13 protein-coding genes are annotated in these 15,163 nt (G+C 51.1%); 6 read left to right on the top strand and 7 right to left on the bottom strand.

What is annotated here, in order from left to right:
- Positions 1 to 75 precede the first annotated feature (75 nt).
- The 6 genes from ACESPU_RS05665 to ACESPU_RS05690 all read left to right on the top strand — a co-directional run bounded on the left by ACESPU_RS05665 (position 76) and on the right by ACESPU_RS05690 (position 5,264).
- Positions 76 to 642: an aminodeoxychorismate/anthranilate synthase component II gene (locus ACESPU_RS05665; protein WP_008772464.1), complete on the top strand. Its 567-nt coding sequence runs from the start codon at positions 76 to 78 to the stop codon at positions 640 to 642.
- 169 nt (positions 643 to 811) lie between these two features.
- On the top strand, positions 812 to 1,810 hold the full coding sequence (trpD, locus tag ACESPU_RS05670) for an anthranilate phosphoribosyltransferase (RefSeq protein ID WP_022192169.1): 999 nt from the start codon (positions 812 to 814) through the stop codon (positions 1,808 to 1,810).
- 13 nt (positions 1,811 to 1,823) lie between these two features.
- Positions 1,824 to 2,618: an indole-3-glycerol phosphate synthase TrpC gene (gene trpC / locus ACESPU_RS05675; RefSeq protein WP_008779672.1), complete on the top strand. Its 795-nt coding sequence runs from the start codon at positions 1,824 to 1,826 to the stop codon at positions 2,616 to 2,618.
- A complete protein-coding gene (locus tag ACESPU_RS05680; RefSeq protein WP_158532511.1) occupies positions 2,615 to 3,280 on the top strand; it encodes a phosphoribosylanthranilate isomerase in 666 nt (221 codons plus the stop codon). Before trpC ends, ACESPU_RS05680 begins: the two co-directional genes overlap by 4 nt.
- A gap of 25 nt (positions 3,281 to 3,305) precedes the next feature.
- A complete protein-coding gene (trpA, locus tag ACESPU_RS05685) occupies positions 3,306 to 4,079 on the top strand; it encodes a tryptophan synthase subunit alpha (RefSeq protein WP_048928682.1) in 774 nt (257 codons plus the stop codon).
- 42 nt (positions 4,080 to 4,121) lie between these two features.
- Positions 4,122 to 5,264 carry an iron-containing alcohol dehydrogenase gene (locus ACESPU_RS05690; RefSeq protein ID WP_048928681.1) on the top strand — a complete coding sequence of 381 codons (1,143 nt, stop codon included), beginning with the start codon at positions 4,122 to 4,124 and terminating at the stop codon, positions 5,262 to 5,264.
- A gap of 58 nt (positions 5,265 to 5,322) precedes the next feature.
- Here the strand turns inward: ACESPU_RS05690 and ACESPU_RS05695 are convergent, their stop codons facing one another.
- The 7 genes from ACESPU_RS05695 to ACESPU_RS05725 form a co-directional block, all read right to left on the bottom strand.
- Entirely contained in the window at positions 5,323 to 5,901 is a 579-nt protein-coding gene (locus ACESPU_RS05695; protein ID WP_036614996.1) for an LUD domain-containing protein, read from the bottom strand.
- Entirely contained in the window at positions 5,901 to 7,268 is a 1,368-nt protein-coding gene (locus ACESPU_RS05700) for a lactate utilization protein B (RefSeq protein WP_373133190.1), read from the bottom strand. Before ACESPU_RS05700 ends, ACESPU_RS05695 begins: the two co-directional genes overlap by 1 nt.
- On the bottom strand, positions 7,265 to 8,005 hold the full coding sequence (locus ACESPU_RS05705; protein ID WP_008772470.1) for a (Fe-S)-binding protein: 741 nt from the start codon (positions 8,003 to 8,005) through the stop codon (positions 7,265 to 7,267). The genes ACESPU_RS05700 and ACESPU_RS05705 overlap by 4 nt, the downstream gene beginning before the upstream one ends.
- Before the next feature lie 61 nt (positions 8,006 to 8,066).
- Positions 8,067 to 8,648 carry a Crp/Fnr family transcriptional regulator gene (locus tag ACESPU_RS05710; protein ID WP_005857857.1) on the bottom strand — a complete coding sequence of 194 codons (582 nt, stop codon included), beginning with the start codon at positions 8,646 to 8,648 and terminating at the stop codon, positions 8,067 to 8,069.
- A gap of 72 nt (positions 8,649 to 8,720) precedes the next feature.
- Positions 8,721 to 11,948 carry a carbamoyl-phosphate synthase (glutamine-hydrolyzing) large subunit gene (gene carB / locus ACESPU_RS05715; protein WP_008772472.1) on the bottom strand — a complete coding sequence of 1,076 codons (3,228 nt, stop codon included), beginning with the start codon at positions 11,946 to 11,948 and terminating at the stop codon, positions 8,721 to 8,723.
- Between the two features lie 119 nt (positions 11,949 to 12,067).
- Positions 12,068 to 13,249: a glutamine-hydrolyzing carbamoyl-phosphate synthase small subunit gene (gene carA, locus ACESPU_RS05720; protein ID WP_258830919.1), complete on the bottom strand. Its 1,182-nt coding sequence runs from the start codon at positions 13,247 to 13,249 to the stop codon at positions 12,068 to 12,070.
- Positions 13,246 to 15,132, bottom strand: coding sequence for an amidophosphoribosyltransferase (locus ACESPU_RS05725; protein ID WP_022192178.1), 1,887 nt, complete (start codon positions 15,130 to 15,132; stop codon positions 13,246 to 13,248). The genes carA and ACESPU_RS05725 overlap by 4 nt, the downstream gene beginning before the upstream one ends.
- Positions 15,133 to 15,163 lie beyond the last annotated feature (31 nt).

Below are 15,163 nucleotides of genomic sequence, written 5' to 3' on the forward strand. Positions count from 1 at the left end.
AGTATTTTAAGTTACCATTTTGAAAGGATGAGACGGGGCACGCCCCGTCTCTACAACAACAACAATATATATAAAATGAAGATATTATTATTTGATAATTACGATTCCTTCACCTACAATTTGCTACATATATTGAAGGAACTGGGTGCGGATGTAGAGGTACACCGCAACGACAAGATCTCCTTGGAAGAGATAGAGCGTTTCGATAAGATCTTACTATCCCCGGGACCGGGCATCCCCGAGGAAGCCGGCATCCTCCTCCCCTTGATCCGCCGGTACGCCCCGACAAAGAGCATCCTAGGTGTCTGCCTAGGCGAGCAGGCCATCGGCGAGGCATTCGGCGCCACATTGATAAACCTTACCGACGTGCATCACGGCGTTTGCTCCGATATACGGATTGTCGCTAAAGATCCTATCTTCGAGGGACTGGAACCGGGTATACGTGTTGGGCGTTATCATTCTTGGGCGGTCTCCAAGGAAAACTTCCCGGATTGTCTGGAAATCACGGCGGTCGATACGGAAGAAGGACAGATCATGGGCTTGCGCCATCGTGAGTACGATGTACGAGGTATCCAATTCCATCCGGAATCCGTGTTGACACCCAAAGGGAAGACAATTATAGAGAACTGGCTGAAACGCTAATTACCTCCTAAGGCACTTATAGTTTCTTCCTAACGAAACATCAGTTTCTCTATGGTGAAACTAATGTTTCTCAAGCAAGAAACAAGAGTTTTCCCCTAGAGAAACAAAAGTTTTTCGATAAAGAAATATCGCAAAACTGCAATATTTTATCATTCAACACATTACAGACATGAAGCAAATATTATACAGATTATTCGAGCACCAATATCTAGGTCGGGAAGAAGCCCGGAATATCCTCCAGAATATAGCGGAGGGACGCTACAACGATTCCCAGATCGCCAGTCTGATCACCGTATTCCTGATGCGCAGTATCTCCGTAGAGGAATTGACCGGATTCCGGGAAGCTTTGCTGGAGATGCGTGTACCGGTAGATTTAAGCGAATACAAGCCGATCGATATCGTAGGTACCGGAGGCGACGGGAAAAACACGTTCAACATCAGTACCTGTTCCTGTTTCGTAGTGGCCGGTGCCGGTTACCATGTCGTAAAGCACGGTAACTACGGGGCTACCTCGGTGAGCGGTGCCAGCAACGTGATGGAGCAACACGGCGTAAAATTCACGAACGATATCGATAAGCTACGTACCTCCATGGATACCTGCCATATCGCCTACCTCCACGCCCCCTTGTTCAACCCGGCGCTGAAAGCGGTAGCTCCGGTACGGAAGAGCCTCGGCGTGCGCAGCTTCTTCAATATGCTCGGCCCGCTGGTCAACCCGGTCATGCCTACTTACCAATTGTTAGGCGTATATAACCTCCCGCTACTCCGCCTATATAATTATACGTATCAAGAGAGTGGTACCCGTTTCGCCGTGGTACATAGCTTGGACGGTTACGACGAGATCTCCCTCACGGCCGATTTCAAGGTAGCCATGCCGGAGAAAGAGAAGCTTTATACCCCGGAGATGCTCGGATTCAAACGTTGCACGGAAGCGGACCTCGATGGCGGAGAGACCCCGGAGGAAGCGGCCCGTATCTTCGACGCCGTATTAGGGAACAGGGCTACCGAGGCCCAAAAGAGCTGCGTGATCGCCAACTCCGCTTTCGCCATCCAAGTGATCTGTCCAGAGAAGAAGATCGAGACATGTATCGCCGAGGCACGTGAATCATTGGAAAGCGGAAAAGCATTGGCCACATTCCGTAAATTTATATCTTTGAACCAAAGATAAAGAAACATATCCTATGAAAAAGGACATCTTACAAGATATTATCGCCAATAAGCGCATCGAGGTAGCCCGGCAAAAACAGGCCGTAAGCTTACAGACCTTATTGGCTCTAGGTAGCGACCGTATGGAGCGTGACACACGTTCCATGCGTGCGGCGCTGGAATCATCCCCCTCCGGTATTATCTCCGAGTTCAAGCGTAAAAGCCCCTCCAAGGGCTGGCTGCATCCGGGTGCGAATATCGCCGACGTGGTGCCCGCTTACGAGGCCGGAGGAGCCTCCGCCTGCTCGATCCTTACGGACGGGGATTTCTTCGGAGGTTCCTTGGGCGACTTGCAAAAGGCCCGCAAGCTGGTGGATCTCCCGTTACTTCGCAAGGACTTCATCATCGATACCTACCAACTCTTCCAAGCCCGGGTGATGGGTGCCGACGCTGTCTTGTTGATCGCCGCCGCCCTTACGGAAGAAGAATGCCGGATACTCGCCGAGACCGCCCATAGCCTGCAATTGGAAGTCTTGCTGGAAGTCCATAGCGAGGACGAGCTCAAATACCTGAACGCGGATATCGATATGCTCGGCGTGAACAACCGCAATCTCGGCACCTTCCATACGGACGTAAACAACTCATTCAAGTTGGTCGATAAGATGCGAGGCTTCTCCCCTCTTTTAGTGTCCGAGAGCGGAATCTCCGAGACCGATACCGTACGCCAATTGCGTGAGGCCGGTTTCCGTGGATTCCTGATCGGAGAGACCTTCATGAAAACCGAGAGGCCGGGCGATACCCTAGCCGATTTTATAGGAGGACTGGCATGATCATCAAAGTTTGCGGAATGCGGGAACCTCAGAATATCCGGGAAGTAGCCGCCCTAGCCATCAACTGGATCGGCTTTATCTTCTACGAACGTTCCAAGCGCTTTGTCGAGCGATGCCCGACGGAGCAACAGGTAACGGACAGTGAACAATTGTCCCCTAAGAAAGTGGGCGTTTTCGTCAACGCTACCATCGAGTCCATGATGGAGAAAGCCTCCGCCTACAAGCTAGACTATCTCCAACTTCACGGTAACGAATCGCCGGAAGATTGCCACACCTTGCAAAAAAGGGGCTATTCCTTGATCAAGGCTTTCCCCATCGCTACGAAAGAGGACTTCGAAAAAACAAGGGAATATGAGGGCCGGGTGGATTATTTCCTTTTCGATACGAGATGCGAGGGCTATGGAGGCTCGGGCAAACGTTTCGATTGGTCCATCCTAACCGAATATGAAGGAGAGACTCCCTTCTTGCTCAGCGGAGGCATCCGTCCGGAAAACGCGGAGGCGATCCGGAACTTCCGGCATCCCCGTTTCGCAGGTATCGACCTCAACAGTGGCTTCGAGATTGAGCCGGGATTGAAAGACATCGACAAACTAAAGAATTTCATCCAACAAATTTTACATCCAGCTGTAGAGACGGGGCGTGCCCCGTCTCCCACCGTCTGATAGTATTTTTAAAATAGAATTCAAAATGAATCGCATCACAAACTTATTCCAGACCCAGAAAGACGGAATACTCTCCGTCTATTTCACCGCCGGTTATCCGAACTTAAACGATACGGCAAGCATCTTAAAAGCCTTACAGGCTAAAGGTATCCACATGGTAGAAGTAGGAATCCCCTTCTCCGACCCGATGGCAGACGGCCCTGTCATCCAAGAGGCCGCCACGCAAGCGTTGCGTAACGGGATGTCACTGCACCTCCTATTCGAGCAATTGAAAGAGATCCGGAGCGAAGTACAGATCCCGATCATCCTAATGGGCTACCTGAACCCCATCATGCAATACGGTTTCGAGAAATTCTGCGAGAGTTGCATAGAGGCCGGCGTAGACGGAATGATCATCCCCGACCTGCCTTATGCCGATTATATCTCCGACTACAAGGAGATCGCCGATCGCCATGACCTAAAAATGATCATGCTGATCACCCCAGAGACCTCCGAGGAACGAATCCGGCAGATCGATGCCCATACCAGCGGATTTATCTATATGGTATCCAGCGCCGCCACGACCGGAGCCCAACAAGACTTCAACGAACAAAAGCAGGCCTATTTCCGTCGTATCAACGCCATGAACCTACAGAATCCCCGCTTGGTAGGTTTCGGCATCAGCAATAAAGCCACTTTCGAGGCGGCGACAGCCCATTCTTCCGGTGCCATCATCGGTAGCAAGTTCGTCCAGTTACTAAAGAGCGAAGCTACTCCCGCCGAGGCGGTCGATAAGTTACTGGAAGCCCTAAAACAATAGGAACCCTATTCATGTTTACATATAAAAACAGTAAATAGTCCTATGAATAACTTCACTTTTCACAACCCAACCCGTTTATTATTCGGTAAGGGCATGATTGAGAAACTGAGTACGGCCATCCCGATGGTGCATCGCATCATGATCACCTTCGGAGGAGGTAGCGTAAAGCAAAACGGTGTGTACGACCAAGTGATCAAGGCGCTAAAGGATCGTGACTATATCGAGTTCTGGGGCATCGAGCCTAACCCCACCATCGAGACCTTGCGAGAAGCTATCCAGATAGCGAAAGGCAAGCAGGTGGATTTTCTATTGGCGGTAGGCGGTGGCTCCGTCATAGACGGGACGAAGCTAATCTCCGCCGGCATCCTGTACGACGGTGATCCTTGGGAATTGGTACAGAAAGGGTATTACTATCATACCGTGCCCATGGGTACCGTACTGACCCTGCCCGCCACAGGTTCCGAGATGAATAGCGGGGCCGTGATCTCCCGGAAAGAGACGCAAGAGAAATTCCCGTTCTACAGCAATTTCCCCGTATTCTCGATCTTGGATCCGGAGACGACCTTCAGTCTACCCCCGTATCAAGTGGCTTGCGGTATCGCCGATACCTTCGTCCACGTGATGGAGCAATATATGACTACGACCGACCAATCCCGCTTGATGGATCATTGGGCGGAAAGCATCTTAAGCACCTTGGTTGAGATCGCCCCGAAGATTAAGGAAGATCCGAGGAATTACGACCTGATGGCAGATTTCATGCTATCCGCCACGATGGGCTTGAACGGCTTTATCGCTATGGGCGTAACGCAGGACTGGGCTACCCATATGATCGGACACGAGCTAACCGCCCTTCACGGATTGACGCATGGAGCGACCTTAGCGATCGTCTTCCCCGGAACCTTACGCACCCTACGCAAGCAGAAAGAGGGCAAGATCCTGCAATACGGCGAACGGGTATGGGGTATCCATAGTGGAACGACAGAGGAACGGGTAAGCCAAGCCATCGAGAAGACCGAGCAATTTTTCCAAAGCCTCGGTTTATCTACCCGCCTCAGCCAAGAGAAGATCGGCGATACGACAATCACCGAGATCGAGAATCGCTTCAATGAACGAAACGCCGCCTTCGGGGAGGCGAAGAATGTAACGGGTAGCGTGGCACGGGAAATATTGGAGAGCTGTAAATAACGTACAACTTGTAGAGACGGGGCGTGCCCCGTCTCATCCCCTCAAAAGGGTATAGATTTTATCTTAACAGGACTACTACTTGGATCGGGCCATGCGCCCCGAATACCAAGGCTTGTTCAATGTCAGCAGTCTTTGAGGGACCGGACATGAAGACTCCGTAATCATAATCCATAGTGGCAGTACGGCGGTAAGCCTCATTCATCGTATGAACCAATTGAGTCTTGTCCAACAAGATCACCAAAGCGTTCGAGATAAAGTACAGACCTTTATAACGTACCTGACGGGGTAACCAGACAGCGGCATTCTCCGCCACGCCGAAACTACCCTCCACCACAGATACGTCCGTTCCGTTCAACTCCCGGGGATCGGTCAGCCCATCCGGGTTAAAGGTAGCGCAAGTAATCTCCTTCAAATTCGAGGCGATACGTTTCGCCTCCGGAAACTCACGGCGGATCACCTCATTCACATCCTCGCCGGGCTTTAACTCGATGGCCTTGCCACCCGCCCCGGCTAACACCTCCGAGAACGTAGCCAACTTATCCGCATAGGTAATCGCCTCCAACGTAAGCTCAGGCATCTCGTGGCGTGCACCCGTATGACGACGGATACTCGCCAATATAGAATCTTTACTACTCATTATCTCACCTTATTATTCTTCCACATATCATTAAACGACTCCTTGGCGAAAGCCGGAAGCTCACGTCCCTTGCCCCAAGCGTTCAAGCCATTGTAGACCATGAAACGGGGCAAATGATTCACTACCGGAGCAAACTTCAACGCCGTATTGAACAATCCCGGACGTTCCATCAAGAACTTCATGCCGAAAGACATCACTTTCTTCTCCTTGCTCGCCTTACCGATCTTATCCAAATCTTGTCGCCAACGGTAAATCTGCTCGCCCAAATCGATCTTTACCGGACAAACGTTCGAGCAAGAAAGACATAAGGAGCAAGCCGATACGTTATCCGAATATTCCTCCGGATTCCTCAGCATACCCAAGTTGATCCCGATCGGTCCCGGAATGAAATACGTATACGAATAGCCACCACTCCTGCGATATACCGGACAGGTATTCATGCACTCGCCACAACGGATGCAATTCAACGTACGAATATGATCCGGTTTCGCCAAGATATCACTACGCCCGTTATCCACGATAATGATATGGAACTCTTGTCCCTCGGACGGACGGCGATAATGGGAAGTATAAGACGTGATGGGTTGCCCCGTACCCGAACGAGCCAGCAAACGAATGAATACGCCCAATGCCTCCAGATTCGGTACGATCTTCTCCATCCCCATCGTAGCGATATGCACCTTCGGGAAGGAGGTTCCCATATCGGCGTTTCCCTCATTGGTACAAACCACGATCTCGCCCGTAGAGGCGACGGCGAAGTTAGCGCCCGTCATCGCCACGTCGGCATGCAGGAATTTCTCACGCAGATTCTTACGGGCGGCATGCGTCAGGTAGGTAGGGTCGATATTCCCTTTCTCCGTTCCCATCTCACGCTCCATCATCTCGCTGATCTGCTCCCGTTTGATATGGATCGCCGGCATCACGATATGGCTCGGGGCCAAATGCATCAATTGCAAGATACGCTCACCCAAATCGCTCTCCACCACATCGATTCCTTTCGACATCAAGAACTCATTCATATGGCATTCCTCCGTCAGCATCGATTTGCTCTTGATCAGGTTCCGGGCATCATGCTGGCGCAAGATCCGCAAGACGATCTCGTTATGCTCCTCGGCATCTTTCGCCCAATGCACGATAGCCCCGTTGGCGATCGCGTTTTTCTCGAACTCCTCCAGAAGCGTGTCCAGATGGCTGTTGGAGTAAAGCTTGATCTCCGAGGCCAACTCCCTCAACCGCTCCCACTCGGGAAGCGAATGGCTCATCTTATCCCGTTTGGTACGTACCATCCAAAGCGTATGGTCGTGCCAAGCCTCATTCTCCTTATTCTCTAGGAAACGGGCCGCTGCTATAGCATGTTTCGTACTCATAATCCGGACGCTAATATTTGAACGATGTGAATAGTCTTGATCGGAAGTTTCTCCCGCTTGATAACCCCTTCCATATGCATCAGGCAAGAGCTATCCGCACCGGTGATATACTCGGCGCCGGTACTCATATGATCCTTTACCTTGTCTTGTCCCATGCAAGTAGAGACCTCAGGCTCCTCGATGGCGAACATACCGCCGAAACCGCAACATTCGTCCACCCGCCTCGGCTCGAACACCTCGATACCTTTCACCAAGGAAAGAAGATCACGTAACTTGGAATAGTACGGGATATTACGCTCGCTGGGCGACGAGAGATGCAACTCACGCACCCCGTGGCAACTATTATGGATACTCACCTTATGCGGGAAAACGGCCGGCAGGGATTCCGGTCTCACCACGTCGTGCAAGAACTCGCAGATATCATAAATCTTCTTACTGTTCATACAAACGTGATCCCGCTTTCCCAATATATGGGGATGGTTCTCTTTTACGAAGGCTACGCAACTGGCCGAGGGGCCTACCACGTAGTCATAGTTCTTAAACTGTTCCTCCATCCGGAGGGCCAAGCGAGCCGCCTCATCCTCGAAGCCAGCGTTCGCCATGGGTTGTCCGCAGCAGGTCTGGTCCATCGGATAATCGACATCCACACCCACATGCTTCAACAATTTATACGAGGCGATACCCACTTCGGGATACACCGCGTTAATGTAACATGGGATAAATAATCCTACCTTCATACTAATTATATCTTTATATCCTTATATACGACACCGTATATAATTAACACCTAAAGGCCCATCACAACTGCATATTTGCCCTAACCCGGCTCAACGTCTCGGGAGTCATCAACAAATAAGAAGCGATATGGGACAAGGGGGCACGCTGCACGATCTCAGGGTGTTCTTTCAATAAGCGGGCATAACGTTCATTAGCGGTCTCGAAACGAAGGAAATCCGCTTTCCGTTGAGACAGGATCAGCGAATTCTCCAACAGGCGGCGATACATGACCTCGATCTCGTAATCCTCGGCGCACAATGCCAATAAAGGATCATGAGGAATACCATACAGTACCGTATTCTCCAAGGCCTCCACCAACAGATTAGCGGGACGTTGGCGCAAGAAGCTCTCGATGCAAATGAAGATGTTGTCCTCGCTAGCGAAATGCTCGGTCAGCTCTTTCTTATTCTTGAAGTAAAACTGGCGAACCATTCCCTTATAGACATAACCGAGTTGCGTACAAACCTCTCCTTCGCTCAAAAACAGGGCGCCTTTTTTCAATTCTGTCCGGATTAAGATAGAGGCCAGTTTCTGGGCGGCTTCCTCACTGAGTAGAATCGATTGCGCCGCGATCCTGCGAGCTATAAATATCGCTGTATCCATATTCATGGTTGTTTTTGTTTGTTTCCGCAAACTTACGAAATAAATACCACTTGATTTACGTCAAGTCCCCTTTTATTTATATTCTTGCCAACTCTTGATGCAGATATCATCTACGCTCAAGGTACAGAAAGCTTGAATGAAAGCGCTGGCCAGACGGGCGTTGGTGATTAGCGGGATATTCAGGTCGATGGCGGCACGGCGGATCTTATAGCCGTTGTCAAGCTCGCCGGCGGAAAGGTCACGAGGGATATTCACGACCATATCGATCTGCTTCTCATGAAGCATCTTAAGCGCCTGCGGTTCTCCCTTCTCGCTCGGCCAGTACACCTTCGTACTCGGAATGCCATTCTCCGCCAAGAAACGGTGTGTACCTCCCGTAGCGAATAGATTGTAGCCTTTCGCCGCCAACATCTTAGCGGCATCCAGCATGGCTACCTTCTGCTTCGGCGTACCGGTGGACAGGAGGATATTCTTCTCCGGAACCCGTTGCCCGACAGCGAGCATACTCGTCAACACCGCCTCGGATACATCGTCGCCCAGACAACCCACCTCGCCCGTGGAAGCCATATCGACCCCTAATACCGGATCGGCTTTCTGCAAGCGATTGAACGAGAATTGAGAGGCCTTAATACCCACGTAATCCAAATCGAACTCATTCTTATTCGGTTTCTCTACCGGCAAGCCCAGCATGACACGGGTAGCCAACTCGATGAAGTTTATCTTCAGCACCTTGCTCACGAACGGGAAAGAACGGCTGGCACGAAGGTTACACTCGATCACCTTGATCTCATTGCCCTTCGCTAGATATTGGATATTAAACGGGCCGGAGATATTCAGCTCCTTAGCGATCTGCTTACTGATACGCTTGATACGACGAACCGTCTCCACATATAATTTCTGGGCCGGGAACTGAATCGTAGCGTCGCCGGAATGAACCCCGGCAAACTCGATATGCTCGCTGATGGCATACATCACGATCTCGCCATGATCGGCCACGGCATCCATCTCCACCTCTTTCGCATGCTCGATGAACTGGCTTACCACCACCGGATGCTTTTGGCTGACATTGGCGGCCAATTTCAAGAAACGCTCCAACTCCTCTTGATTCGAGCAGACGTTCATGGCGGCGCCACTCAGTACGTAACTCGGGCGAACCAATACGGGGAAGCCTACCTCCGCCACGAAACCATTGATATCCTCCATGGAAGAAAGCTCTTTCCAGCGGGGCTGATCCACGCCGATACGATCCAACATGGCGGAGAACTTCTCACGGTCCTCGGCATTATCAATGCTCTTGGCGGATGTCCCCAAGATATTCACATGCTGCTCGTCCAGACGCATCGCCAAGTTATTCGGGATCTGGCCACCGGTGGAGACGATCACGCCGTGGGGGTTCTCCAGCTCAAGGATATCCATCACACGCTCGAAGGTAAGCTCGTCGAAATAAAGGCGGTCGCACATATCATAGTCGGTAGATACCGTCTCGGGATTGTAGTTGATCATCACGGAGCGGTAACCCTCCTTACGGATCGTATTCAAGGCCTGCACGCCACACCAGTCGAACTCCACCGAGCTACCGATGCGGTAAGCGCCGGAACCCAGCACGACAATCGAGCGATGATCGCCCAAATACGTCACGTCGTTTTCCGTACCGCTATACGTCAGGTACAGGTAATTCGTCTGCGCCGGATACTCGGCGGCCAAGGTATCGATCTGTTTCACCACCGGAAGAATGCCATGCTCCTTACGGAACTGGCGAACCAACATCATACCCTTCTCCACATCCCCGTCGAGACCAATCGCACGGGCGATCTGGAAATCAGAGAAACCTTGTATCTTCGCCCGGCGGATCAACTCCGGATTGATGCGCCAACGTTGGATCCCCTTCATATCGAAAGCGTGAAGCTCCTTGGAGGTCTGCATGATTCCATATAGTTTCTGTAGGAACCATCGGTCTATCTTGGTAAGCTCATGAATCTGGTCTACCGTATAACCGGCTCGGAATGCCTTCGAGATAACGAAGATACGGCGGTCGGTAGGCTCATGCAAAGCCTTATCGATATCCTCGATCACCAACTCCTTATTCTCCACGAAACCGTGCATACCCTGCCCGATCATACGCAAGCCCTTCTGGATAGCCTCCTCGAAGGTACGTCCGATCGCCATCACCTCGCCAACCGACTTCATGCTGGAACCCAACTCACGAGCCACGCCGTGGAACTTACCCAAGTCCCAGCGAGGGATCTTACATACCACGTAATCGAGAGCCGGCTCAAAGAAAGCGCTAGTCGTTTTCGTCACGGAGTTTTTCAAGTCGAACAAACCGTAGCCCAAGCCTAATTTAGCGGCCACGAAAGCCAACGGATAACCGGTCGCCTTAGAAGCCAAGGCCGAAGAACGGCTCAAGCGGGCGTTCACCTCGATCACCCGGTAATCCTCACTCTCCGGATCGTAAGCGTATTGCACGTTACACTCGCCCACGATACCGATATGGCGAATGATACGGATCGCCAACTCACGTAATTTATGATAATCCGTATTGCTCAAGGTCTGCGAGGGGGCAATCACGATAGACTCTCCCGTATGGATTCCCAGCGGGTCGAAATTCTCCATGTTACATACCGTGATGCAGTTATCGAAGCGGTCGCGCACCACCTCGTACTCTACCTCTTTCCAGCCCTTCAAGCTTTTCTCCACCAATACTTGCGGAGAGAAAGAGAAAGCCTTCTCTACCAACACGTCCAATTCTTCCTCATTGTCGCAGAAACCGGAACCCAAGCCCCCCAGCGCATAAGCGGCACGGACGATGACCGGATACCCCAGCTCAGCGGCCGCACGACGAGCGTCAGCGGCGTTCTCCACGGCCTCGCTCTTGATCGTCTTCACGTCGATCTCATCCAGCTTGCGTACGAACAACTCCCGATCCTCGGTATCCATGATAGCCTGCACCGGGGTACCCAATACCTTCACGCCATACTTCTCCAGCACGCCGCTTTGGTAAAGAGCCACGCCACAATTCAACGCCGTCTGCCCGCCGAAAGCGAGCAAGATACCTTCCGGACGTTCCTTCTCGATCACCTTTTCCACAAAAAAAGGAGTAACGGGCAGGAAATAAACCGTGTCCGCGACTCCTTCCGAGGTCTGTACCGTAGCGATATTCGGATTGATCAATACCGTTTGAATCCCCTCTTCCTTAATCGCCTTCAGGGCTTGGCTGCCTGAATAATCGAACTCGCCCGCCTCACCAATCTTCAAGGCTCCGCTGCCGAGTATCAGGACTTTCTTTATATCTTCTTTCATTGCTTCATTTTTTTAATGTTTGTATTTACGACACCCGGAAACGGGTTATTCCGGCACCCGGAAACGGGTTATTCCGATACCCGGAAACGAGTTATTCCGACACCCGGAAACGAACGGGGCTACAGTAAGTCCGCGAACTTATCAAACATGAACTCCGTATCCAGCGGCCCGCTGCAAGCCTCGGGATGGAACTGAGAGGAGAAGAAAGGCTTCGTCTTATGCTTGATACCCTCGTTCGTCCCGTCATTCATATTGATGAACAGCGGTTCCCACTCCTCACCCAGCGTATCGTTATCCACGGCGTAACCATGGTTCTGCGAGGTGATGAAGCATTTCTCCGTGCCTACCATACGTACCGGCTGGTTATGGCTACGATGACCGTACTTCAATTTATAGATAGAAGCACCGCCGGCTTTCGCCAACAACTGGTTACCCATGCAAATACCGCAAATCGGCTTATCCCCGGAAAGCGCCTTACGGATATTCCGCACGGCGGCATCGCAAGTATCCGGATCGCCCGGACCGTTGCTGATAAACAAGCCATCGTATTCCAGCTGATTGAAGTCGTAGTCCCAAGGCACACGGATCACCGCCACGTTACGCCTCAACAGGCAACGGATGATGTTATGTTTCACGCCGCAGTCCAAAAGCACGACGCGCTTTAGGAATTGAGAATTGAGAATCGAGAATCGAGAATTGGAGGCTTCCGATAAAGAACAGGTCTGGCTCGTACCATCGGGCAGGTAACAAATAATCTCCTTGCACGATACCCGATCCACATAGTTCACATGCTCATAATTCTCCATTTTCAATTCTCCATTTTCAATTTCGTTATCGGCATCGCCGATAACGATGCGTCCCATCATCACGCCATGCTCACGCAATTTCTTAGTCAACGCACGCGTATCGATACCGTATATGCCCGGGATCTTCTCCTCCTTCAACCAGTCGCCCAAGCTGCGCTCGGCGTTCCAGTGGCTATACTCATGGCTGTAATCGCTAACGATAATCGCCTCGGCGTGGATCTTCTCGCTCTCCATAAACGTAGCGATCCCGTTCGGCTCGAACGTACGAGGCGGGACACCGTAGTTACCAACGAGCGGATAAGTCAACACCATCAACTGGCCTGCGTACGAAGGGTCCGTCAAGCTCTCCGGATATCCGGTCATAGCGGTATTGAACACGACCTCGCCGGCGACCGGTCTCTCATAGCCGAAAGAGTAGCCACGGAAGACGGTACCGTCGTCTAACATCAAAGTTGCTGTTCTGTTTGTCTGCATAGAATCTGTATGTTGTGTCATTTCACTAAATATTCTTCTTCCATATAGTGAATAAAAGCCTCGTTCACTAACCGAGTCCCGCCCGGTGTCGGGTAATCGCCGGAGAAATACCAGTCACCCGGATGCTCCGGACAAGAGGCATGCAAGCCCTCCAAAGTCTGGTAGACGATCTCTACTTTCGCCTGCGTCCCGGCCGGTGTAAGCAACTCCACCATCTTAACGGATATCTCCTCGTCCGTAAACGGGGCGTATATCTCCTTTACGTAATTCACCAACGGACCATCCGCCGCTGTTTGTTGTCGCTTCGCCTTCTGATAAGCGTCCAAGATCACGTATTCCATCCCCCGGTCACGTAACAGGGCCACCGCGGCCTTAAAAGCGATAAACTCGTTCATCCGGGACATATCGATACCGTAATAATCCGGGTAACGTACCTGCGGAGAAGAACTTACGATCACGATTTTCTTCGGATGCAGGCGATCCAAGATACCGATAATACTCTGGCGCAAGGTAGTACCCCGCACGATGCTATCATCTATCACAACCAGATTATCGATAAAAGGTTCAATACTTCCGTAAGTAATATCATACACGTGCGCCGCCAGATCATTGCGGCTATTGCCCTCAGCGATAAATGTACGTAATTTTATATCTTTTATAGCTACTTTCTCCGAGCGGATTCGCATGGAAAGGATTTGCTCCAGTTCCTCTTCCCTAAGCAAGTGACTACGATCGGCGATCCATTCTTTTTTCAGCTTATTCAAATAGTTGTTCAACCCCTCCTGCATCCCGAAATAAGCGACCTCGGCCGTATTCGGGATAAAAGAGAAGACGGTATGATTCAAATCATAATCCACCGCTTTCAAGATCGGATGCACGAGATTATCTCCCAAACGCTTCCTTTCCCTGTAAATATCCACGTCGCTACCCCGTGAGAAGTAGATACGCTCGAAGGAACAAGCCTTATTCTCTTTCGGCTCCACGATCTGGGAGATATGCCACTCGCCTTTCTTGTTGACGAGTATCGCCTCTCCCCGATTCAACTCCCGGATATTCTCTACCTGCACGTTCATCACGGTTTGTATAACCGGACGCTCGGAAGCCAACACGATAATCTCATCATCCGCATAATAGAAGGCCGGACGGATTCCCCACGGGTCCCGTACGCTAAACGACTCGCCACTACCGGTGATACCGCAAATCACGAAACCACCATCCCAGCCCGGGGTACAGCGTTTCAGCACGTTCGACAAATCGATTTGATCCTCGATGGCATGTGTGATATCCATCCCTCTCAATCCTTCCGCCTCACACTTTTGGTACAGGCGCTCCACTTCCCTGTCTAATCGATGTCCCAGCTGCTCCAGCATAATATAGGTATCGGAATATTTCCGGGGATGCTGGCCGATCGCCGTGATCTCCTCGAATACCTCATGAACATTTGTCAGGTTGAAATTTCCGCAAACGGCGAGGTTCTTGGCACGCCAGTTATTGCGTCGTAAAAAAGGATGGATATAAGAGATTCCGGATTTTCCGGTGGTACTGTAACGGAGGTGGCCCATATAAAGCTCTCCGGCGAAAGGTAGGTTGGCTTTGGCGAATAACGGATCGTTGAGTTGTTCGGGGGTTAAATCCTTGTAGTGTTCGTGAACTGCGGCAAATATCTCGGTAATAGCTCCGGTCCCGACGGCCCGTTCACGGAACATATATTCCTCTCCGGCATTTGCCTCTAACTTCACGCAGGCTAAACCCGCTCCTTCCTGCCCCCTGTTATGCTGCTTTTCCATCAGCAAATAGAGCTTGTTCAGTCCATACATCCAACTACCATACTTCTCGTGATAATACTCCAAAGGCTTCAGTAACCGGACCATGGCGACACCACACTCGTGCTTCAATACTTCCATTGTCGAATCAACTTTTTGATTTTGCCGCAAA

The sequence above is a fragment of the Parabacteroides sp. 20_3 genome (assembly GCF_964238835.1).
Classification (GTDB): Bacteria; Bacteroidota; Bacteroidia; order Bacteroidales; family Tannerellaceae; genus Parabacteroides; species Parabacteroides distasonis.